The sequence below is a fragment of the Pseudomonas sp. B6002 genome (assembly GCF_013385985.1).
Classification (GTDB): Bacteria; Pseudomonadota; Gammaproteobacteria; order Pseudomonadales; family Pseudomonadaceae; genus Aquipseudomonas.
Genome location: NZ_JACAOY010000027.1, coordinates 127,852 through 148,536, shown reverse-complemented (window position 1 = coordinate 148,536; position 20,685 = coordinate 127,852). Strand labels below are relative to the sequence as shown.

Below are 20,685 nucleotides of genomic sequence, written 5' to 3'. Positions count from 1 at the left end.
GCTGAAGATCGTTTCATATGTATTCATTTGTTCTACAAAGGGTGGCTCCTCAAGCTTGTAACCCATCGGACGCGACACAGTTGAGTGCCGTCCACCGTGTTTATCGATGTCCTTTTGGAGCCTTGCCATGTTACTTAAACCGTTGTTGTTGATTCCCGCCCTGGGTGCTGTCCTGTTGTTGTCGGCGTGCGCCGGCCCCCTTCCCAAGGCTGACCCGAGCGAAGCCTGGATTGGTCTGAAGGAAGAAGCGCCGAATGACCTGATGGCCGAGCGCGTGGATGGCAAGCGCGTGGATGACGGGCGCTTTTTTGAAGTGACCCCGGGCGAGCACCGCCTGGACGTGACGCTGTTCGAAGAAGAGCCAGGCGACGACAACCAGCAGGACTGCCAGGGTCGGGTCGACTACAAGAACTTCAAGGCGGGCGAGCACTACACCCTGGTGGAATCCAGCCTCGGCACCACCGTGCGCGCCTCCCTCAAGGATGGGCACGGCAAGGAAGTGGCCGCGACGCAGGACTTCAGTTGCATGCCTGGCTAGGCGTGGTGCACCGCAGCCTTATGGGGCTTGGTCGGTGCAGCCGGTTTGACGTGGGGGTGATGGTGCCGACGGGTCACGCGCATGACCCCCCACAACATGGCGCCGGCAACCGCCAGCCAACCGCAGATCAACATAAAAATCGTTGTTGCAAGGCTCATTCGGGCCTCCTTTCGCCCCCTGCGGGGCACACACAGTCTTCTCAATGGACAGTCTAGTCACCTGGCGGTTGCCCGCTATTGACCAATGGTCGAGTCCTTCCAACTTCTTTGCTCTATCCCGCGCGTTTTACTAAGGGCTTGGGCTATACCGGCGTGGCTCGGCGCCCTATGATCAAGGCCCTTACCGGAAGCTGATCAAGCGAGTAGAAAATTGCGGTTACGGTCGAACCTTCAAACATCCTTGTTGCTGGCCTGCGCGCTGGGGTTAGGCGCCTGTTCCGGGCATCCTTCGAAACTGGCGGGCCTGCCGGAACGTGTCGAACTCAATGGCGTGCCAACCTTTCGCAGCGAGGCCTATCAGAGCGGCCCTTCGGCTTTAGCCAGCATGCTGTCGCAACAAGGCATTGTCATGACACCCGGGCTGCTGGATAAACCCCTGCACTTGCCGGGTGGCGAGGCGGACCTTGAGCGCAACATGCAGGTGCTGGCGCGCGAGTACGGGCTGATGGTGTACCCGGTGGATGCCAAGCTGACGGCGGTGCTGGCACAGGTGGCGGCGGGTTACCCGGTGATGGCGCGGATCAATTCAAGCTTTTGGTCGGGGACGCGCTACGTCGTGGTGGTGGGGTTCAACCAGCAGAAGAGCACGGTGCTGCTGCGATCGGGTATGGACCGGCGGCTGTTGATGAGCTTCAGCGACTTTGAATCGGCGTGGAAGAGTGCGGGTAACTGGGGGATTTTGACCCAGCGCCCAAGCCAGTTGCCGGCCAATGTGGAGGCACAGCGTTGGCGCGATGCGGCCAATGCGACGGCGCAGGCTGGGCAGGAGCAGGCGGCGGCGCAGGCACTTAAGGTGTTGGCGGAAAGAAAGTAACGGCCAGCCTCTAAAGGCCAGTGTGGGCATGTGGGAGCTGGCTTGCCTGCGATAGCATCACCGCGGTGTAACTGAAACACCTTGGTGTCTGCATCGCAGGCAAGCCAGCTCCCACACAAGCCTGCTCACACAGGGAGGTGGCGTGTTTAGCGGCGCACTTCCGCGGCGTTAGGACGGTTCTTCAGGTTTTTGTCGGCCTTGTAGCGCAATGCTACGTCAGGCACCGAGCCGCTCTTGCCGGTCTCGACCCAGTTGCGGATGCGGCCGGCATCGGCGAAGTGGGTGAACTTGCCGAAAGCATCCAGGATTACCAGCGACACCGGGCGGTTACCCATGCTGGTCACCAGCACCAGGCAGTGGCCGGCCTGGTTGGTGAAACCGGTCTTGGTCAGCTTGATGTCCCAGTTGGCGCGGTTGATCAAGTGGTCGGTGTTGGAGAAACCCAAGGTGTAGTTGGGTTTGCGGAACGACACGGTTTTTTCCTTGGTGGTGCTCAGCTGGCTCAACAGCGGGTAGTGGCGCGCAGCGGCCAGCAATTTGCTCAGGTCACGGGCGGTGGATACGTTGTGGATCGACAGGCCGGTGGGCTCTACATAGTGTGTGCTGGTCATGCCCAGTGCCTTGGCTTTGGCGTTCATCGCCGCAATAAACGCCGGGTAGCCGCCCGGGTAGTGGTGGGCAAGGCTGGCAGCGGCGCGGTTTTCCGAGGACATCAGGGCGATCAGCAGCATTTCCTTGCGCGGCATTTCGCTGCCGATTTTCACGCGGGAGAACACGCCTTTCATTTCCGGCGTGTCCTTGATGTTGATATCGATGTACTCATCCATGTTTTGCTTGGCTTCAAGCACCACCAGGCCCGTCATCAATTTGCTCACCGACGCGATGGGCACCACCACGTCCGGGTTACTGGAGTAAATGACCTTGTTGGTCTGCAAATCCACCAGCATGGCGCTGCCGGAGGCGATTTGCAGTTTGGAGGTATCACGCGGCGCCAGGGTGGTTTCGGCGGCGTGTGCAAAGGTGCCTGTAAACGCAAAAAATAGGCTGACGAGAGAGAGACGAATTTTCACGCGGATGAACTCGCTAAAAAAGTAAGGAAATACCGTTCGGAAACGGGTTTTTGATAAATGCCGTTACATTTTAGGAGTATGGATCAGAAACTGTCGAATGTTCTTCTAGAACCGGACGAAAGTTCTTAAAAACTAAGAAAAAACAGGGTTTCCTGCGGACAATAAAAAGCCCTGCGATAAGGCAGGGCTTTTTCAGTACGCCTGGTTATTAACCGTGCAGGGTCTCTGCGGCATACAGGGTGTTTTCCAGCAGGCAGGCACGGGTCATCGGGCCAACGCCGCCGGGTACCGGCGTGATCCAGCCGGCACGGGGCAGGGCGGTTTCGTACACCACATCGCCAACCAGCTTGCCGTCTTCCTGGCGGTTGATGCCCACGTCGATCACGATGGCGCCTTCCTTGATCCACTCGCCCTTGACCAGGCCCGGCTTGCCGGCGGCAACGACCACCAGGTCGGCGCGGCCGACGTGGCCTGCCAGGTCCTTGGTGAAGCGGTGGGTGACGGTCACGGTGCAGCCGGCCAGCAGCAGCTCCATGGCCATTGGGCGACCAACGATATTGGAAGCACCGACCACGACGGCGTCGAGACCGTAGAGGTCGACACCGGTGCTTTCCAGCAGGGTCATGATGCCTTTCGGGGTGCACGGGCGCAGCAGCGGGATACGCTGGGCCAGGCGACCGACGTTATAAGGGTGGAAACCGTCCACGTCTTTGTCGGGGCGAATGCGCTCCAGCAGTTTGGAGGCGTCCAGGTGTTCCGGCAGCGGCAGTTGCAGCAGGATGCCGTCGATGGCCGGGTCATCGTTGAGGCCGTCGATCAGGTCGGTGAGGGCCTGTTGGGTGGTCTCGGAAGGCAAGTCGTAGGCCTTGGAGATAAAGCCGACCTCTTCACAGTCTTTACGCTTGTGCGAGACATAAACCTGAGAGGCAGGATCGCTGCCGACCAGGATCACCGCGAGGCCGGGCGTACGCAGGCCTTGCTGGCTACGCTCGTTGACGCGTTTGGCGATCTGCTGGCGCAGGCTGGCGGCGATTGATTTGCCGTCGATAAGTTGTGCAGTCATTACGCGTGATTAACCATCGAGAGGGGGAAGAAAAGTGCGCGCATTCTCGCATGCCAGGACGTGAGGGCAAAGGCGCTTGGTCAGCAAATTGCCCTAACCCCTTAAATAAAATGAATTTTTTTCAAAAAAGATTTGACGGGTTTCCAGGCCCTCTATACTATTCGTCGCACTTGTCGGGCACAGCCTAGCACTGGTCAAGAAGGTCGAGCAGAATTGTTGTTCTGTAAGGCTGGAAGCACTTAGTTTGTAATCCTCCAAGAGTACAGATTAATAAGGCGCCCGTAGCTCAGCTGGATAGAGCATCCGCCTTCTAAGCGGATGGTCGCAGGTTCGAGTCCTGCCGGGTGCGCCATTAGGCAGCTTTGGCACAAGTAGCGCAATATGGTGGGCGTAGCTCAGTTGGTAGAGCACAGGATTGTGACTCCTGTTGTCGTGGGTTCGATCCCCATCGTCCACCCCATATTTCGAAAGGCGCCAGATTAAACATCTGGCGCCTTTGCTTTAAGAGCTTCAAGCGCGGATGTGGTGGAATTGGTAGACACACTGGATTTAGGTTCCAGCGCCGCGAGGCGTAAGAGTTCGAGTCTCTTCATCCGCACCAATTAAGCTTTACCAGGCCTTCGGGCAGGGTGAGGCCAGACAAGGAAGATGTTCGAGTTCTTTGTTGATGCAAGATGGTGGGCGTAGCTCAGTTGGTAGAGCACGGGATTGTGACTCCCGTTGTCGAGGGTTCGATCCCCTTCGTCCACCCCATATTCAGAAAAGCGCCAGATCTATGATCTGGCGCTTTTTTTTGCATCCGGAAAATGCTGCGCCACGTATGTATGGGCGAGGATGGCCTTGCGTGGGTCTGGGTCCTCATCGGAAGTTATCGTCGAGGATCTGGATATGTTGGCACTCCAGCAGGATGAGCATCAGCACGTGATGGGGGAGGCGCAGTTGCTGGATCGCCTTTTGCAGGGTGAGCAGTCTGCCTATTGCGACTTGGTCAATGCGCATCAGGGCGCCATGCGAGCGGTGGCGTCTGCTATTGCGGGGCATCGGCATGTGGATGATGTGGTGCAGGACGCCTGGCTGGCTGTTGTTCGGGGCTTGAGTGGTTTTCAGGGGCGCTCCAGCCTCAAGACCTGGGTGCTGACCATCACAGCCAACAAAGCGAAAGGTCGTTACGGTCAAACTCGTCGTGAAATGTTTGTCGATGATGGGCTGCTCGATGAGCGTTTTGGTGCGGTCGACGGGCAATGGGCGCCCCCGCCTGGCGGGTGGCACGAGGACACGCCCGAGGCTCTGGCGAGTGAGGAAGAGTTGCGGGTGTGTATCGAGCATGCGTTGCAGGCGCTTTCGGCATCTCAGAGCGCTGCCTTGGTGTTGCGTGAGCGTGTTGGGCTTGAGCTTGAAGAGATTGCCGAGTTGCTTGGCGTGAGCCTCTCCAATGCCCGGGTGCTGTTGCATCGCGCGCGAATTCGGGTGTTTGCGGCGGTTGATCAGTATCAGGCCTCGGCCGGTTCTTGACGCACAGAAAAAAACAAGCATTCTCAATGCCTTGGCGTTAGAATCGTTGCCGGTTTTGAGCGTGTGGAACTGATTCAGGGCTATTTCCGGATCAGTACAGCTATTTAATAGCGAAGACGGCACAGTACCTGGAAACGGGGCTGTGCCGTTTTTGTTTAAGTGTTTCGAGTTTTCAGGGTAGGGCGTTTCGTCGTATTTGTGTGTCTCGATGCTGTCGCCGTACCCGCTGGCCTTGCTCGCAAGTCCAGTGGCCAGGGGCGCGCTCCCAGGCTCTTCTATATATAGAAGGGCTGACGCAGAGCCCTGGCGTGATGAGCTGTATTTGCTAACGGGATGAGGTGCATGCGTGCACTTGAACCTATAAATGGCCTGCTGTTTTTCTACCCGTTTTCAGTAGGGTGACTTCTTGAGTTTGACCCACTAGAATGCATGCCCTTGATTCTGGGGTCGGAAACGGCCGGCTAACGTCTGTGCAACGAGGAATATCCATGCAAGTTTCTGTTGAAAATACTACTGCCATCGAGCGCCGCCTGAGCATCACCGTTCCGGCAGAGCGTATTGAGACTGCGGTCAACAAGCGTCTGCAGCAGACTGCCCAAAAGGCCAAGATCGCTGGTTTCCGTCCAGGCAAAGTGCCAATGACCGAAATCAAGCGCCGTTTCGGTGCCGATGCGCGCCAGGAAGCGATTGGTGACGTGATCCAGGCTTCCTTCTACGAAGCCGTTGTCGAGCAAAAGCTGAACCCGGCTGGCTCGCCTTCGATCGAGCCTAAATCCCTGGAAGCTGGCAAGGACCTGGAATACGTTGCCGTATTCGAAGTGTTCCCAGAGTTCGAAGTTGCCGGTTTCGAAGGTATTGCCGTAGAGCGCCTGAGCGCTGACGTGGCTGATTCGGACCTGGACAACATGCTGGAAATCCTGCGCAAGCAGAACACCCGTTTCGAAGTGGCCGACCGTGCAGCCCAGAACGAAGACCAGCTGAACATCGATTTCGTTGGCAAGGTTGACGGCGAAGCATTCGCTGGCGGCTCCGCCAAGGGCACTCAGCTGGTGCTGGGTTCCAACCGCATGATCCCTGGCTTCGAAGACGGCCTGGTTGGCGCTAAAGCCGGCGAAGAGCGCGTTCTGAACCTGACTTTCCCGGCTGACTACCAGAACCTGGACCTGGCGGGCAAAGTTGCTGAGTTCACCGTGACCGTCAACAGCGTTTCCGAGCCTAAGCTGCCTGAGCTGAACGAAGAGTTCTTCGCTCAATTCGGCATCAAGGAAACCGGTATCGAAGGCTTCCGCACCGAAGTTCGCAAGAACATGGAGCGCGAGCTGCGTCAGGCCATCAAGTCCAAGGTCAAGAACCAGGTTATGGACGGTCTGCTGGCTGCCAACCCGATCGAAGTGCCTAAGGCTCTGCTGTCCAACGAAGTGGATCGCCTGCGCGTTCAAGCGGTTCAGCAGTTTGGTGGCAACATCAAGCCAGACCAACTGCCGGCCGAGCTGTTCGAAGAGCAAGCCAAGCGCCGTGTTGTGCTGGGTCTGGTCGTGGCTGAAGTGGTCAAGCAGTTCGACCTCAAGCCTGACGAAGATCGCGTTCGCGAAATGATCCAGGAAATGGCTTCGGCCTACCAGGAGCCTGAGCAGGTCGTGGCTTGGTACTACAAGAACGACCAGCAACTGAACGAAGTACGTTCGGTTGTGCTGGAAGAACAAGTTGTGGATACTGTTCTGCAGAAGGCTAAGGTGACCGATAAAGCGGTCTCTTACGAAGAAGCAGTCAAACCGGCGGAAGCAGCACAAGCCGACTGATTGTCCAACTCGTTGGAAATTCAACCATAAGCCAGCCTCGCGCTGGCTTATGCGTTTTCAAGACATGACTATTTGGGAGTAACTGCAGAGCATGTTCCGTAATTCCTATATTCAGCAGAACTCTGATATCCAGGCCGCTGGCGGCCTGGTCCCGATGGTTGTAGAGCAGTCCGCTCGTGGCGAACGCGCCTACGACATCTACTCGCGCCTGCTCAAGGAGCGAGTGATCTTTCTGGTGGGCCCCGTAGAGGACTACATGGCCAACCTGATCTGTGCGCAACTGCTGTTCCTTGAAGCCGAAAACCCGGACAAGGACATCCATCTCTACATCAACTCCCCAGGCGGTTCGGTCACTGCAGGCATGTCGATCTACGACACCATGCAGTTCATCAAGCCGAACGTGTCGACCACCTGCATCGGCCAGGCCTGCAGCATGGGCGCATTCCTGCTGACCGCAGGTGCCGAGGGCAAGCGTTTCTGCCTGCCTAACTCGCGCGTGATGATTCACCAGCCACTGGGCGGTTTCCAGGGCCAGGCGTCAGACATCGAAATCCACGCCAAGGAAATCCTGTTCATCCGCGAGCGTCTCAACACGCTGATGGCCAAGCACAGCGGGCGCACCCTGGAAGAAATCGAGCGCGACACCAACCGCGACAACTTCATGAGTGCCGAAGCGGCTCGTGAATACGGGTTGATCGACGCAGTGATCGACAAGCGCCCCGCTTAATATAAGCCGCTCAAAATAGGGCTGGTCGGCATGTCCGACCACTGGCGGGCTTGAAAAAGCCCGCATAAGCCTTCATCTTGTGTTGCAAGCCTATCGGATTTGGATCGAACGAATGACTGACACCCGCAACGGCGAGGACAACGGCAAGCTGCTCTATTGCTCCTTCTGCGGCAAAAGCCAGCATGAAGTACGCAAATTGATTGCCGGCCCCTCGGTGTTTATCTGCGACGAGTGCGTCGACCTGTGCAATGACATCATCCGCGAGGAGGTGCAGGAAGCCCAGGCCGAGAGCAGTGCGCATAAATTGCCTTCGCCTAAAGAAATCAGCGGCATCCTTGACCAGTATGTCATCGGTCAAGAGCGTGCAAAGAAGGTTCTGGCCGTAGCGGTATACAACCACTACAAGCGTCTGAACCAGCGTGACAAGAAAGGCGACGAAGTTGAACTCGGCAAGAGCAACATCTTGCTGATCGGTCCTACAGGCTCGGGTAAAACCCTGCTTGCAGAAACCCTCGCTCGCCTGCTGAACGTTCCGTTCACCATCGCCGACGCCACCACCCTCACCGAGGCTGGCTACGTGGGTGAGGACGTCGAGAACATCATTCAGAAACTGCTGCAGAAGTGCGACTACGACGTAGAGAAGGCCCAGATGGGTATTGTCTACATCGACGAGATCGACAAGATCTCGCGCAAGTCCGACAATCCGTCGATCACCCGGGACGTTTCCGGTGAAGGCGTGCAGCAAGCCCTGTTGAAACTGATCGAAGGCACGGTCGCTTCCGTACCGCCTCAAGGTGGCCGCAAGCACCCGCAGCAGGAATTCCTTCAGGTTGATACGCGCAACATCCTGTTCATCTGTGGCGGTGCGTTCTCGGGTCTGGAAAAAGTTATCCAGCAGCGCTCCACCCGTGGTGGCATCGGCTTCAGTGCCGAAGTGCGCAGCAAGGAAGAAGGCAAGAAGGTGGGCGAGTCCCTGCGTGAAGTCGAGCCTGACGATCTGGTCAAGTTCGGTCTGATCCCGGAGTTCGTTGGCCGTCTGCCAGTCCTGGCCACGTTGGACGAGTTGGATGAGGCGGCTTTGATCCAGATCCTCACCGAGCCGAAAAACGCCCTGACCAAGCAATACGCCAAGCTGTTCGAGATGGAAGGCGTGGACCTCGAGTTCCGCACCGATGCCCTCAAGTCCGTTGCCAAGCGGGCGCTGGAGCGCAAGACCGGTGCACGTGGCCTGCGTTCGATCCTCGAAGGCGTGTTGCTCGACACCATGTACGAAATCCCCTCGCAGTCCGAGGTGAGTAAAGTGGTGATCGACGAAAGCGTTATAGAAGGCAAGTCCAAGCCACTGTATATCTACGAAAACAGTGAGCCGACTGCCAAGGCTGCGCCAGACGCGTAAGCGTTTTGCAGTCGCAGAGCAAGCAAGGGGCCTTTCGGGGCCCCTTGTTTTTTGGGGCGGTTTTTAATTCGCGTGTATTCATGCGTTTAACTGCTGGCATTGCGCTTGTTTTTTTTGCATGCAGCCCCCATCTTGGTTTCAAGCTTATTTTTCATCTGTCATAGAGGCGAAATCATGAAGACCACCATCGAATTGCCTCTCCTGCCGTTGCGTGATGTCGTCGTCTATCCGCACATGGTTATCCCGCTGTTCGTGGGGCGCGAGAAGTCTATCGAAGCCCTCGAGGCCGCGATGACGGGCGACAAGCAGATCCTGCTGTTGGCCCAGAAAAATCCTGCTGATGATGATCCAGGCGAAGACGCCCTGTATCGCGTCGGCACCATTGCCACTGTCTTGCAATTGCTCAAGCTGCCTGATGGCACCGTCAAGGTCCTGGTAGAAGGCGAGCAGCGTGGTGCGGTAGAGCGTTTCATGGAGGTGGATGGCCACCTGCGCGCCGAAGTGGCGCTGATCGACGAAGTCGAAGCCCCTGAGCGCGAATCCGAAGTGTTTGTTCGCAGCCTGCTCTCGCAGTTCGAGCAGTATGTGCAGTTGGGCAAGAAAGTCCCGGCTGAAGTCCTGTCTTCCCTCAACAGCATCGATGAGCCAAGCCGCCTGGTCGACACCATGGCTGCGCACATGGCGCTGAAGATCGAGCAGAAGCAAGACATCCTCGAGATCATTGACCTGTCGGCCCGTGTCGAGCACGTGCTGGCCTTGCTGGATGCGGAAATCGACCTGCTGCAGGTTGAGAAGCGCATCCGTGGTCGCGTGAAGAAACAAATGGAGCGCAGCCAGCGCGAGTACTACCTGAATGAGCAGATGAAGGCCATTCAGAAGGAACTCGGCGATAGCGAGGAAGGCCACAACGAAATCGAAGAGCTGAAAAAGCGCATCGATGCCGCAGGCCTGCCAAAAGACGCCCTGACCAAAGCCACCGCCGAGCTGAACAAGCTCAAACAAATGTCGCCGATGTCGGCCGAAGCCACCGTGGTGCGCTCCTACATCGACTGGCTGGTGCAGGTGCCGTGGAAGGCCCAGACCAAGGTGCGCCTGGACCTTGCGCGTGCCGAGGACATCCTCGACGCCGATCACTACGGCCTTGAAGAAGTCAAAGAACGCATCCTCGAATACCTCGCCGTGCAAAAGCGCGTGAAGAAGATTCGTGGCCCGGTGTTGTGCCTGGTGGGTCCGCCTGGTGTGGGTAAAACCTCCCTGGCCGAGTCCATTGCCAACGCCACCAACCGCAAATTCGTGCGCATGGCCCTTGGCGGTGTGCGTGATGAAGCGGAAATTCGTGGCCATCGCCGTACTTACATCGGTTCGATGCCAGGAAGATTGATTCAAAAGATGACAAAGGTCGGCGTGCGCAACCCGCTGTTCCTGCTCGATGAAATCGACAAGATGGGCAGCGACATGCGCGGCGATCCGGCGTCGGCGTTGCTGGAAGTGCTCGATCCTGAGCAGAACCACAATTTCAACGACCATTACCTGGAAGTCGACTACGACCTGTCCGACGTGATGTTCCTGTGCACCTCCAACTCCATGAACATCCCGCCAGCACTGCTGGATCGGATGGAGGTGATTCGTCTGCCGGGCTACACCGAAGACGAGAAGATCAACATTGCCGTCAAATACCTCGCGCCCAAGCAGATTTCAGCCAATGGCCTGAAAAAAGGCGAGATTGAATTTGAGGTCGAAACCATCCGCGACATCGTGCGCTACTACACCCGCGAGGCCGGTGTACGGGGCCTGGAGCGCCAGATTGCGAAGATTTGCCGCAAGGCTGTCAAAGAGCACGCACTGGAAAAACGCTTCTCGGTGAAGGTGACAGCCGACTCGCTGGAACACTTCCTCGGCGTGCGCAAATTCCGCTACGGCTTGGCAGAGCAGCAGGATCAAGTAGGGCAGGTGACTGGCCTGGCGTGGACCCAAGTGGGCGGCGAATTGCTGACCATCGAGGCGGCGGTGATCCCTGGCAAAGGCCAACTGATCAAGACCGGTTCCCTCGGTGATGTGATGGTTGAATCCATTACCGCCGCGCAGACCGTGGTGCGCAGCCGCGCGAAGAGCCTGGGGATCCCCCTGGACTTCCACGAGAAGCACGACACCCACATCCACATGCCGGAAGGGGCGACCCCGAAAGACGGCCCTAGCGCTGGCGTAGGCATGTGCACGGCCCTGGTCTCGGCATTGACCGGCATTCCGGTACGCGCTGACGTGGCCATGACCGGTGAAATCACCTTGCGTGGCCAAGTATTGGCGATCGGTGGTCTGAAAGAGAAATTGCTGGCTGCACATCGGGGCGGTATCAAGACCGTGATCATTCCGGAAGAGAATGTTCGCGACTTGAAGGAAATTCCTGACAACATCAAGCAGGATCTTCAGATTAAACCGGTTAAATGGATTGACGAGGTCCTGCAAATTGCGCTGCAATACGCGCCGGAGCCCTTGCCGGATGTGGCTCCGGAGATAGTCGCGAAGGACGAAAAACGCGAGTCTGATTCCAAGGAAAGAATTAGCACGCATTAATGCGATTAAGCCTGGTGGCTTCCTTGACAGCTTTTTAGAGCCCTTGTTATAAAGCGGCTCTTAAGTGTCTGTAGGCCATTCAGCACTGGTTTTTGCTTTCACCAAAAAACTTAGAATCATACTCAATAGATATATAAGGGGACTTAGAGTGAACAAGTCGGAACTGATTGATGCTATCGCTGCATCCGCTGATATCCCGAAAGCTGCTGCTGGCCGTGCGCTGGATGCAGTAATCGAATCCGTCACTGGCGCTCTGAAGGCCGGCGACTCCGTGGTACTGGTAGGCTTCGGTACTTTCTCTGTGACTGACCGCCCAGCTCGCACTGGCCGTAACCCACAGACTGGCAAAGCACTGCAAATCGCTGCTGCCAAGAAACCAGGTTTCAAAGCCGGTAAAGCCCTGAAAGAAGCCGTTAACTAAGCTTCGCTCAAGCCTTACCTACCCGGGTTGGACGAACGTCCGGCCTGGCAGCGGAGCGGCAGCTGACCCAAGTATCCATCGGGTCGCCACGCCGGGGGTGTGGGTTCAAACCCCCGTCCGCTCCGCCAGTTACGAGAAGGCGCATCCTCGGATGCGCCTTTCTTCTATCCGGACTCTACCCACGCTCCACGGTTGCCCAATTTTGAAGTTCAACCGTTTCTGGGGGACGCATGCTGCAGAATATCAGGGACAATTCACAAGGCTGGATTGCCAAGACCATTATCGGGATCATCGTCGCGTTGATGGCGTTCACCGGTATCGAGGCCATTTTCCAGGCTTCGACCAACAACAAGCAGGACGTTGCCAAGGTCAACGGTGAAGAAATCACCCAGACCGAACTCAGCAGTGCCGTCGATATGCAACGCCGTCAGCTGATGCAACAGCTGGGCAAGGATTTCGATGCTTCCCTGCTGGACGAAAAGCTGCTGCGCGACGCGGCCCTCAAGGGCCTGATCGATCGCAAGCTGTTGCTGCAAGGCGCTGCGGATTCCAAGTTCGGCTTCTCTGAAGCGGCACTGGACCAAGTGATCCTGCAAACTCCGGAATTCCAGGTGGACGGCAAGTTCAACGCCGAACGCTTTGACCAGGTGATCCGTCAGCTGGGCTACAGCCGTATGCAGTTCCGTCAGATGATGACCCAGGAAATGCTGATCGGTCAGGTTCGCGCAGGCATCGCCGGCAGTGGCTTTGTGACTGACGCCGAAGTGCTTGCCTTCGCCCGTCTGGAAAAACAGACCCGCGATTTCGCCACCGTCAATCTCAAGGCCAACCCTGCTGCGGTGAAACTCACCGACGATGAGGTCAAGGCTTACTACGACCAGCACGCCAAAGAGTTCATGACCCCGGACCAGGTGGTCATCGACTATCTGGAGCTGAAGAAGTCTTCCTTCTTCGACCAGGTCACCGTCAAGGACGATGAACTGCAAGCGGCTTATCAGAAAGAAACCGCCAACCTCGCTGAACAGCGTCGTGCCGCGCACATCCTGATTGAAGTCAACGACAAGGTCACCGAGGCGCAAGCCAAGGCCAAGATCGAAGAGATCCAGGCGCGCCTGGCCAAGGGTGAGAAGTTCGAAGCCCTGGCCAAGGAGTTCTCCCAGGACCCGGGTTCGGCCAACAATGGCGGTGACCTCGGTTTCGCCGGCCCTGGCGTCTACGACCCGGACTTCGAAACCGCCCTGTACGCCTTGAACAAGGACCAGGTGTCGGCACCGGTGCGCACCTCCTTCGGTTGGCACCTGATCAAGTTGCTCGGCGTTGAGGCACCGCAAGTGCCAACGTTCGCCAGCCTGAAAGACAAGCTGACCCGCGAGCTCAAGACCCAGCAGGTTGAACAGCGTTATGTCGAAGCGACCAAGCAATTGGAAGATGCGGCATTCGAAGCCTCCGACCTGGCGCAGCCGGCTTCTGACCTGAAACTGACTGTGCACACCTCCGCGCCCTTTGGCCGTGAAGGTGGCGAAGGTGTTGCGGCCAACCGTGCCGTGGTGACCGCAGCGTTCAGCCCGGAAGTGCTGGATGAGGGTGCCAACAGTTCGGCTATCGAGCTGGACCCGGAAACCATCATCGTGCTGCGTGCCAAAGAGCACTTGAAGCCAGCACAACTGCCGCTGGAAAGCGTCTCTGCGGCGATCCGCACCCAGATGACCAAGGAGCGCGCCAGCGCGGCGGCCAAGGCCCATGCTGACGAGTTGATCACCAGCCTGCGTGATGGCAAGACCCCGCTGAACCAGCCGATCGACGGCCAGGCCTGGAAGGTGACCGAAGCGGCTACCCGCAACCAGGAAGCGATTGACCCGGCCGTGCTGCAAGCCCTGTTCCGCATGCCCAAGCCTGCGGCCAAGGACAAGCCGACCTTCACCACCGTGACCCTGGCTGACGGTAGCCTGGTGATCGTGCGCTTGAACGGCGTCAACGAAGCGGCTGCTCCTACGGACGAAGAGAAAGCGCAATACCGCCGCTTCCTCGCCTCCCGTATTGGCCAGCAAGACTTCGCGGCGTACCGCAAGCAGTTGGAAGCCAAGGCTGACATCAAGAAGTTCTGATGCTCGCCTGAACAAAAAGCCCCCGGCCTGAAAAGACCGGGGGCTTTTTTATGTGCGCTAGACTGGCTATTCGCTATTGCCGAACCAGGAGTCTCAAGCGTGTTTGATCAAGGAAGAGAAGGTGGGCTGATCCGTCGCGCCAGGGTGGCGGATGTTCCCGCCGTGTTGCAGGTGTTTGATGGGGTGATCACCTGGTTCGTCGGCATGGGCAATGACGCCCAATGGGGGACTGAGCCCTGGTCGGCTTCGCCTCGGCGCGTCGAGCAAGTCATGCAAGCCTGTGCGATGCCGGATGCGTGGGTCGTCGAAGCCCCCGACGGCCGCATCCTTGCCGCACTGGTGTTGGGTGAGCCCATGCCTTATGCGCCACCGGCAACCGAGCCGGAGCTGTATGTGCGCTTGCTGATCGCCGCGCGCGATGAGCGTGCGCGCGGCGTCGGTCGGCAACTGATGGGCTTTGCCGATGAGCGCGCCCGCGCATCCGGCGTGAAGCGTTTGCGGGTGGATTGCTACGGCGGCGGGAGCGGCGATCTGGTGCGCTTCTATGAATCCTGCGGCTATGAGCGGCTTTCAACGTTCGACGTGGAAGGGTGGCCGGGCCAGTTACTGGGGCGCAGTCTTTAGCGCGCCGGCAAAGGCCAGTAGCATCAGCAGCACCACTGCCCAGGCAAACGCCCCGACGCCCCAGCCTTGGAGCAACACGCCACCCGCTAAGCCGCCACCTGCAATGCCCAGGTTCCACACGGTCACCAGCATCGATTGCGCGGCATCCGCCGACTCGCCGGCCGACTTGGCCAGCGCTGTTTGCAGCAAAGCCGGCAGCCCGCCGAACGCCAGACCCCACAAGGCCACGGCGAGGTAGATGACCACCGGCTGCATGATCCAGAATGCCAGCACCCAGGCAATCAGCCCAAACAGTGCGCAACTGATCAGCAGCAATGTGCGCAACCATCGATCAATCAACACACCGGCCAGCCAGATGCTCAACAGCGCGGCGAGGCCGAACACCAGCAGCACCCGGTCGACATCGGCGGCAATGCCCGCAGGCACCAGCAGCGGGGCGATGTAGGTGTAGAGAATGTTGTGGGCCAGCACGTAGGTAAAGGTCACCCACAACACCGGACGAATACCCGGCAAGGCCACTACCTGATGCAGCCCCAGGCGTTTACCCGCCTGCTCGCCAGCGAAGTCCGGAAGTTGCAGGCGCGCCCAGATCAGCAACACCAGCGTGAGCCCGGTCATGATTGCAAAACTCAAGCGCCAACCTACGGCCGCACCGAGGAAAGTGCCGGCGGGCACCCCCAGCGACAGCGCCAAGGGGGCGCCGAGCATTGCCACCGCGATTGCGCGGCCTTGCAGGTGAGGCGCCACCATTCGGCTGGCATACCCGGCGAGCAGGGCCCAGAGCAGACCGGCAAATACACCTGCAAAAAAGCGTGCGACCAGGGTCAGCCCATAGTGACTGGAAAGGGCCGTTACGCTGTTGACCAGTGCAAAGCCACCGATTGCCACGAGCAGTAATGGCCGGCGTCGCCAGCTTCGGGTCAGCAGTGTCAACGGGATGGCCGCCAGCAGTGATCCAAGGGCATACAGCGTGACCAGTTGGCCGACGAGCGCGGGTGACACGCCGAGGCCTTCGCCCATCTGCGGCAGCAGCCCTGCAGGCATGGCTTCGGTGAGGATGGTGATAAACCCGGCGCTTGCCAAAGCGAGCAGGCCACCCAATGGCAATGTGTCCCGCTGGGTGGTCACGGGAGATTCGGTCAGTGAGGTCATCGCGCTCGATCCATGCAAAAGGCAAGGCGGCAGAGTAGGGGGCTGTGGTCAGCGGAAAAACAGGCTAAGGTTCCGAACTTATCGGACGCTAGTGTCCGCAATCATCAAGGAACCTGTCATGGACAGTCTGGGCAGCCTTTCGGTCTTCGTGCAGGTGGCCGAGACTCGCAGTTTTACCGTCGCCGGGCGTGTGCTGGGCGTGTCATCCTCGGCCATCGGCAAAACCATCGCGCGTATGGAAGAGCGCCTGGGCGTGCATTTATTTCACCGCAGTACGCGCAGCATCACCCTGACCGGGGAAGGTGCGCTGTTTCTGGAGCGCTCGCGGCGTATCCTGGCTGAAGTCGAGGCTGCCGAGCGCGAGCTCACCGAGGCCAGCGCCACGCCCCGTGGCAAATTGCGCATCAGCGTGCCGCAAGTGCGCGGCCTGTTGATGCCGGTACTCAGTGACTTCATGCGCGCCTATCCGGAGATCGAACTGGATGTGGATTTCTCTGACCGCATGGTGGACGTGATCGAGGAAGGGTTCGACGCGGTGATTCGCACCGGCAAGCCCGAAGACTCCCGACTGATGGCCCGTCATCTGGGGCATTACCAACTGGTGCTGGTGGGTACCCCGGCCTACTTTCGCGAGTACGGCACGCCGCAGCAGCCCCAGGATTTGAACCGCCATGCCTGCTTGCGCCACAAGTTCTGCGCGACGGGCAAACTGGAGCCCTGGCCCTTGCGGCTCGACCCCGGCGCCGCCGAACCGGTGTTGCGCACGCCGTTGGTCAGCACCACCATCGAGTCACTCAACCATGTCGTACACGAAGGCTTGGGCATCGCCTGCCTGCCGGACTACATGGTCAAGCAGGCCGTGGCCGACGGGCGCTTGCAGCGGGTACTGGACGATTACCTGGAGCATCGCGGCAGTTTCTGGATGCTCTGGCCCTCCAGCCGTCATGCCTCGGTCAAACTGCGCGTGTTTATTGATCATATGTGCGCAGGGCTTTTTCCTGCAGGCACCGGTGCGTAGGTCTGTGACGTTTTACCGACAGGAATCCGCGCGCCAAGGCCTCGTTCTGTTGCACAATACCGCCCGGACTGTTTTTCTCAGGATTTTCGATGTCGACATCATTTCACTTGCGTAACCTCGGGTTGGCGCTGGTGCTGGCGGGCGCCGCGGGCTGCTCGTCACCCAAGACCGCTATTTATGAACATGAGAATTTCGACGACTCCGGCACGTTCTCCCGTGATTACCCGGTCAGCGATGCGGCTGCCTGTGAGGCGGCGCGGCGTGCGTTGTTGAGCCAGGGTTACATCATCACCAGCAGCGATCCGAAGTTGGTGGTGGGTAACAAGAGCTTCCAGCAAACCGGCGAAACCCACATGCAGATCAGCTTCAACGTGGTGTGCGCCAATGATGGCAAGGGCAACAATCACTCGACGATGTTTGCCAACGCCTTGCAGGACCGCTATGCCCTGAAGAAGGTCAACAACTCCGCGAGCCTGGGCGTCGGTGTGTTGGGGTCGGTGTCGATGCCGATCGGCTCCACCGATGACTCCATGGTGAAAGTGGCGAGCGAGACCGTCTCCGCGCCGAAGTTCTACGAGCGTTACTTCGCCCTGGTGGATGTGTTCCTGCCGCAGGAAGTGAAGCAGGCCGAACATATTCCCGAGAAGCCCAAGGCTGACTTGGGTGTACCAGAGCCCAAGGCTGCCCCGGTTGCCGAGAAGGTCGAGGCGCCGAAGGAAGAACCGGCCGCGCCGGCCGCGTCCGAGCCGGTGGTACCGCCTGCCGAGCCGGCACCGGTTGTGCCCCACGAAGAGCCTGCACCGGCACCCGCGCCGACCAACCCAAGCCTGCCGGCGCCGACAGAAGCGATTCCGCCCCTGCCAACGCCTGCGCAATAACTCAGACCGCTACGGGGTCGGCCTTGTCGACGTCGATCCCGTAGCGGCTGATGGCTTCACCGACCTTCTCGCGGCCGATCACGCCGTCATCCGCCAGGGCCTTCAGCGCCGCCAGCACGATGAAGTGCCGGTCCACTTCAAAGAACGCACGCAAGGTTTCCCGGGTGTCCGATTGCCCGAAACCGTCGGTGCCCAGCGCCACAAACCGGCGGCCGCTGACGAATGGGCGAATCTGGTCGGCGAACAACTTCATGTAGTCAGTCGCCACCACCACCGGCCCAGCCTGGTCGGCCAGGCACTGCTCCACATAACTCACGCGCGGCTCGCTTTCTGGATGCAGCAGGTTCCAGCGTTCCACCTGGTGCCCGTCACGGCGTAACTCGGTGAGGCTGGTCACACTCCACACGTTGCTGCGTACGGCAAAATCCTTATCGAGCAATTCGGCGGCGGCGATCACCTCCCGCAGAATCGAACCGCTGCCCATCAACTGCACCTGTGGCTGTTCGCTGGCCGTTAGCCGGTACATACCCTTGAGAATCCCTTCCTCGACACCTTCGGGCATGGCCGGGTGTGGGTAGTTCTCGTTGAGCAGGGTGATGTAGTAGTAAATGTCCTCCTGCTCGACATACATGCGCCGCATGCCTTCGCGAATGATCACCGCCAGCTCGTAGGCAAAGGTCGGGTCATAGGACACGCAGCAGGGAATCACCGACGACAGGATATGGCTGTGGCCGTCGTCATGCTGCAAGCCTTCGCCCATCAGCGTGGTACGCCCGGCCGTGGCGCCCAGCAGGAAGCCACGGGCCCGTGCATCGCCGGCCGCCCAGGCCAGGTCGCCGACTCGTTGGAAGCCGAACATCGAATAGAAAATGTAGAACGGCACGGTCATCAGGCCGTGGTTGCTGTAGGACGTACTGGCCGCAATCCAGGAAGAAATGGCACCCGACTCATTCAGGCCTTCCTGCATGATCTGTCCGTCTTTGCTCTCTTTGTAGTAGCTCAGTTGCCCGGCGTCTTGTGGGGTGTAGAGCTGGCCGACGGCAGAATGGATGCCGATCTGGCGGAACAGGCTTTCCATGCCGAAGGTGCGCGATTCGTCCGGCACGATGGGCACGATCAGCTTGCCCAGGTTCGGGTCCTTGAGCAGGGTGCCGAGGATGCGCACAAACGCCATGGTGGTGGAGATCGCGCGCTCGCCGGTGTCCTTGAGCTGGGTGGCGAAAGCGCTCAGCTCGGGAATCTGCAACGGCTCGACCGCGCTGTGACGCGCCGGTACGTAGCCGCCCAACGCCTGGCGGCGTGCCGCGAAGTAGCGCGCCTCTTCGCTGTCGGGCGCTGGCTTGAGGTAGGGGATCTGGTCGAGCTGGTCGTCCGCCACGTCCAGGTCGAAGCGATCGCGAAAGGCCCTGACGGCGTCGGCGCCCATCTTCTTGAGCTGGTGGTTGATGTTTTGGCCTTCGCCGGCTTCGCCCATGCCGAAGCCCTTGACCGTCTTCGCCAGGATCACCGTCGGCTGGCCTTTGTGGCGCATGGCGGCCGCGTAGGCGTTGTAGACCTTGTCCGGATCATGCCCGCCCCGTGAGAGCTTCCAGATATCGTCGTCGGACATATCGGCGACCAGTGCCAGCAACTCCGGGTACTTGCCGAAGAAATGTTCGCGTACGTAGGCGCCGTTCTGCGATTTGTAGTTCTGATAATCGCCGTCGACGCACTCCATCATGCGCTGGCGCAGCAGGCCGCTCTTGTCCTTTTCCAGCAGCGCATCCCAACCGCCGCCCCAGATCACCTTGATCACATTCCAGCCGGCGGCGCGGTACAGGCTTTCGAACTCCTGGATCACCTTGGCATTGCCGCGCACGGGGCCGTCCAGGCGTTGCAGGTTGCAGTTGACCACGAAGATCAGGTTGTCGAGCTTCTCGCGCCCGGCCAGGGAGATGGCGGCCAGGGATTCCGGCTGGTCCATTTCACCATCACCGAGGAAGGCCCACACCTTGCGCCCTTGGTGCTGCTTGAGTGCGCGCAGTTCCAGGTAGCGCATAAAGCGCGCCTGGTAGGCCGCGGTGATCGGCCCCAGGCCCATGGACACAGTGGGGAATTGCCAGAAGTCCGGCATCAGCCGAGGGTGAGGGTAGGACGACAAGCCATCGCCACTGGCTTCGCGGCGGAAGTTGTCCAGTTGGACTTCGCTGATGCGGCCCTCGAGGTAGGCGCGACCGTAAATGCCTGGGGATGAGTGGCCCTGGATGTACACCAGGTCGCCGTCGAACGTGTCAGTGCGGCCACGGAAGAAATGGTCAAAACCTACGTCGTACAGCACGGCGGCTGACGCGTAGGTCGCGATATGCCCACCCACGCCTGAGTGTTTGCCGGCGCGCAGCACCATGGCCATGGCGTTCCAGCGGATAAACGCGTTGGTACGGCGTTCGATGGACAGGTTACCGGGGTAGGGCAGCTGGCGTTCGAGCGGGAGGGTGTTGACGTAGGGTGTGGTCACCCGCCCGTGGAAGTCGCCATGCCGCGCTACGTCGAAATCCAGCAACTGATCAATCAGGTAGTGCGCGCGGGGGCGGCCTTCGGTGGACAGCACCGATTCGATGGACTCCAGCCATTCGCGGGTTTCCTGCGGATCGTTGTCCGGTCTTACTGCGTGATTCGTGGTCATGTGCGGCTCCAGGGTAGGCAGATTTCAAGCGGCAGGCTCTTTGTGGGAGCGCTGCAAAAGTAATTGCAATTGCAACTACATGCCAGAATCTAGCGTGGGATGAGGTACTATTGCAAC

The 20,685-nt window shown here is 59.1% G+C and carries 17 protein-coding genes and 4 tRNA genes; 16 read left to right on the top strand and 5 right to left on the bottom strand.

What is annotated here, in order from left to right:
• Positions 1-127 precede the first annotated feature (127 nt).
• Positions 128-538 carry a hypothetical protein gene (locus HX792_RS26865; RefSeq protein WP_176998907.1) on the top strand — a complete coding sequence of 137 codons (411 nt, stop codon included), beginning with the start codon at positions 128-130 and terminating at the stop codon, positions 536-538.
• Here HX792_RS26865 and HX792_RS26860 read toward each other — a convergent pair.
• Entirely contained in the window at positions 535-696 is a 162-nt protein-coding gene (locus HX792_RS26860; protein WP_176998906.1) for a hypothetical protein, read from the bottom strand. The genes HX792_RS26865 and HX792_RS26860 overlap by 4 nt on opposite strands.
• A gap of 211 nt (positions 697-907) precedes the next feature.
• On the opposite strand from HX792_RS26860, the gene HX792_RS26855 reads away from it, so the two are divergent.
• Positions 908-1,570: a peptidase C39 family protein gene (locus HX792_RS26855; RefSeq protein WP_176998905.1), complete on the top strand. Its 663-nt coding sequence runs from the start codon at positions 908-910 to the stop codon at positions 1,568-1,570.
• A 146-nt stretch (positions 1,571-1,716) separates the two neighbouring features.
• On the opposite strand, the gene pbpG is transcribed toward HX792_RS26855, so the two are convergent.
• Both pbpG and folD read right to left on the bottom strand, forming a co-directional pair.
• Entirely contained in the window at positions 1,717-2,640 is a 924-nt protein-coding gene (pbpG, locus tag HX792_RS26850; protein WP_176998904.1) for a D-alanyl-D-alanine endopeptidase, read from the bottom strand.
• 208 nt (positions 2,641-2,848) lie between these two features.
• Entirely contained in the window at positions 2,849-3,703 is an 855-nt protein-coding gene (gene folD, locus HX792_RS26845; protein ID WP_176998903.1) for a bifunctional methylenetetrahydrofolate dehydrogenase/methenyltetrahydrofolate cyclohydrolase FolD, read from the bottom strand.
• 275 nt (positions 3,704-3,978) lie between these two features.
• Here folD and HX792_RS26840 point away from each other — a divergent pair.
• From HX792_RS26840 to HX792_RS26785, 12 genes are all read left to right on the top strand, one after another.
• Positions 3,979-4,055 (top strand) — tRNA-Arg (locus tag HX792_RS26840).
• A 32-nt stretch (positions 4,056-4,087) separates the two neighbouring features.
• Positions 4,088-4,163, top strand: a tRNA-His gene (locus HX792_RS26835).
• A gap of 56 nt (positions 4,164-4,219) precedes the next feature.
• Positions 4,220-4,304 (top strand) — tRNA-Leu (locus HX792_RS26830).
• A gap of 76 nt (positions 4,305-4,380) precedes the next feature.
• Positions 4,381-4,456: transfer RNA gene (locus HX792_RS26825), tRNA-His, on the top strand.
• Between the two features lie 135 nt (positions 4,457-4,591).
• Positions 4,592-5,215, top strand: coding sequence for an RNA polymerase sigma factor (locus tag HX792_RS26820; RefSeq protein WP_371319387.1), 624 nt, complete (start codon positions 4,592-4,594; stop codon positions 5,213-5,215).
• A gap of 488 nt (positions 5,216-5,703) precedes the next feature.
• On the top strand, positions 5,704-7,014 hold the full coding sequence (tig, locus tag HX792_RS26815; protein ID WP_176998901.1) for a trigger factor: 1,311 nt from the start codon (positions 5,704-5,706) through the stop codon (positions 7,012-7,014).
• 91 nt (positions 7,015-7,105) lie between these two features.
• The gene (gene clpP, locus HX792_RS26810) at positions 7,106-7,741 is read left to right on the top strand and encodes an ATP-dependent Clp endopeptidase proteolytic subunit ClpP (RefSeq protein WP_016974096.1); all 636 of its coding nucleotides are present in this window, start codon (positions 7,106-7,108) and stop codon (positions 7,739-7,741) included.
• 112 nt (positions 7,742-7,853) lie between these two features.
• Positions 7,854-9,137 (top strand): ATP-dependent Clp protease ATP-binding subunit ClpX, encoded by a 1,284-nt coding sequence (gene clpX, locus HX792_RS26805; protein ID WP_003238279.1) that lies wholly within the window; start codon positions 7,854-7,856, stop codon positions 9,135-9,137.
• Positions 9,138-9,311: 174 nt separating this feature from the next.
• Entirely contained in the window at positions 9,312-11,708 is a 2,397-nt protein-coding gene (lon, locus tag HX792_RS26800; protein WP_176998900.1) for an endopeptidase La, read from the top strand.
• 148 nt (positions 11,709-11,856) lie between these two features.
• Positions 11,857-12,129 carry an HU family DNA-binding protein gene (locus HX792_RS26795; RefSeq protein WP_003174819.1) on the top strand — a complete coding sequence of 91 codons (273 nt, stop codon included), beginning with the start codon at positions 11,857-11,859 and terminating at the stop codon, positions 12,127-12,129.
• A gap of 230 nt (positions 12,130-12,359) precedes the next feature.
• A complete protein-coding gene (locus tag HX792_RS26790) occupies positions 12,360-14,234 on the top strand; it encodes a SurA N-terminal domain-containing protein (protein ID WP_176998899.1) in 1,875 nt (624 codons plus the stop codon).
• Positions 14,235-14,333: 99 nt separating this feature from the next.
• On the top strand, positions 14,334-14,858 hold the full coding sequence (locus HX792_RS26785) for a GNAT family N-acetyltransferase (protein ID WP_176998898.1): 525 nt from the start codon (positions 14,334-14,336) through the stop codon (positions 14,856-14,858).
• On the opposite strand, the gene HX792_RS26780 is transcribed toward HX792_RS26785, so the two are convergent.
• On the bottom strand, positions 14,838-16,010 hold the full coding sequence (locus HX792_RS26780; protein WP_176998897.1) for an MFS transporter: 1,173 nt from the start codon (positions 16,008-16,010) through the stop codon (positions 14,838-14,840). The two genes, HX792_RS26785 and HX792_RS26780, sit on opposite strands and share 21 nt — an antisense overlap.
• A gap of 118 nt (positions 16,011-16,128) precedes the next feature.
• Between HX792_RS26780 and HX792_RS26775 the strand changes: the two genes are divergently transcribed.
• The gene (locus HX792_RS26775) at positions 16,129-17,028 is read left to right on the top strand and encodes a LysR substrate-binding domain-containing protein (protein ID WP_176998896.1); all 900 of its coding nucleotides are present in this window, start codon (positions 16,129-16,131) and stop codon (positions 17,026-17,028) included.
• Positions 17,029-17,117: 89 nt separating this feature from the next.
• Positions 17,118-17,906: a DUF2242 domain-containing protein gene (locus tag HX792_RS26770; RefSeq protein ID WP_176998895.1), complete on the top strand. Its 789-nt coding sequence runs from the start codon at positions 17,118-17,120 to the stop codon at positions 17,904-17,906.
• 1 nt (position 17,907) lies between these two features.
• Here HX792_RS26770 and aceE read toward each other — a convergent pair whose 3' ends face one another.
• Positions 17,908-20,568: a pyruvate dehydrogenase (acetyl-transferring), homodimeric type gene (gene aceE / locus HX792_RS26765; RefSeq protein ID WP_176998894.1), complete on the bottom strand. Its 2,661-nt coding sequence runs from the start codon at positions 20,566-20,568 to the stop codon at positions 17,908-17,910.
• Positions 20,569-20,685: the final 117 nt, after the last annotated feature.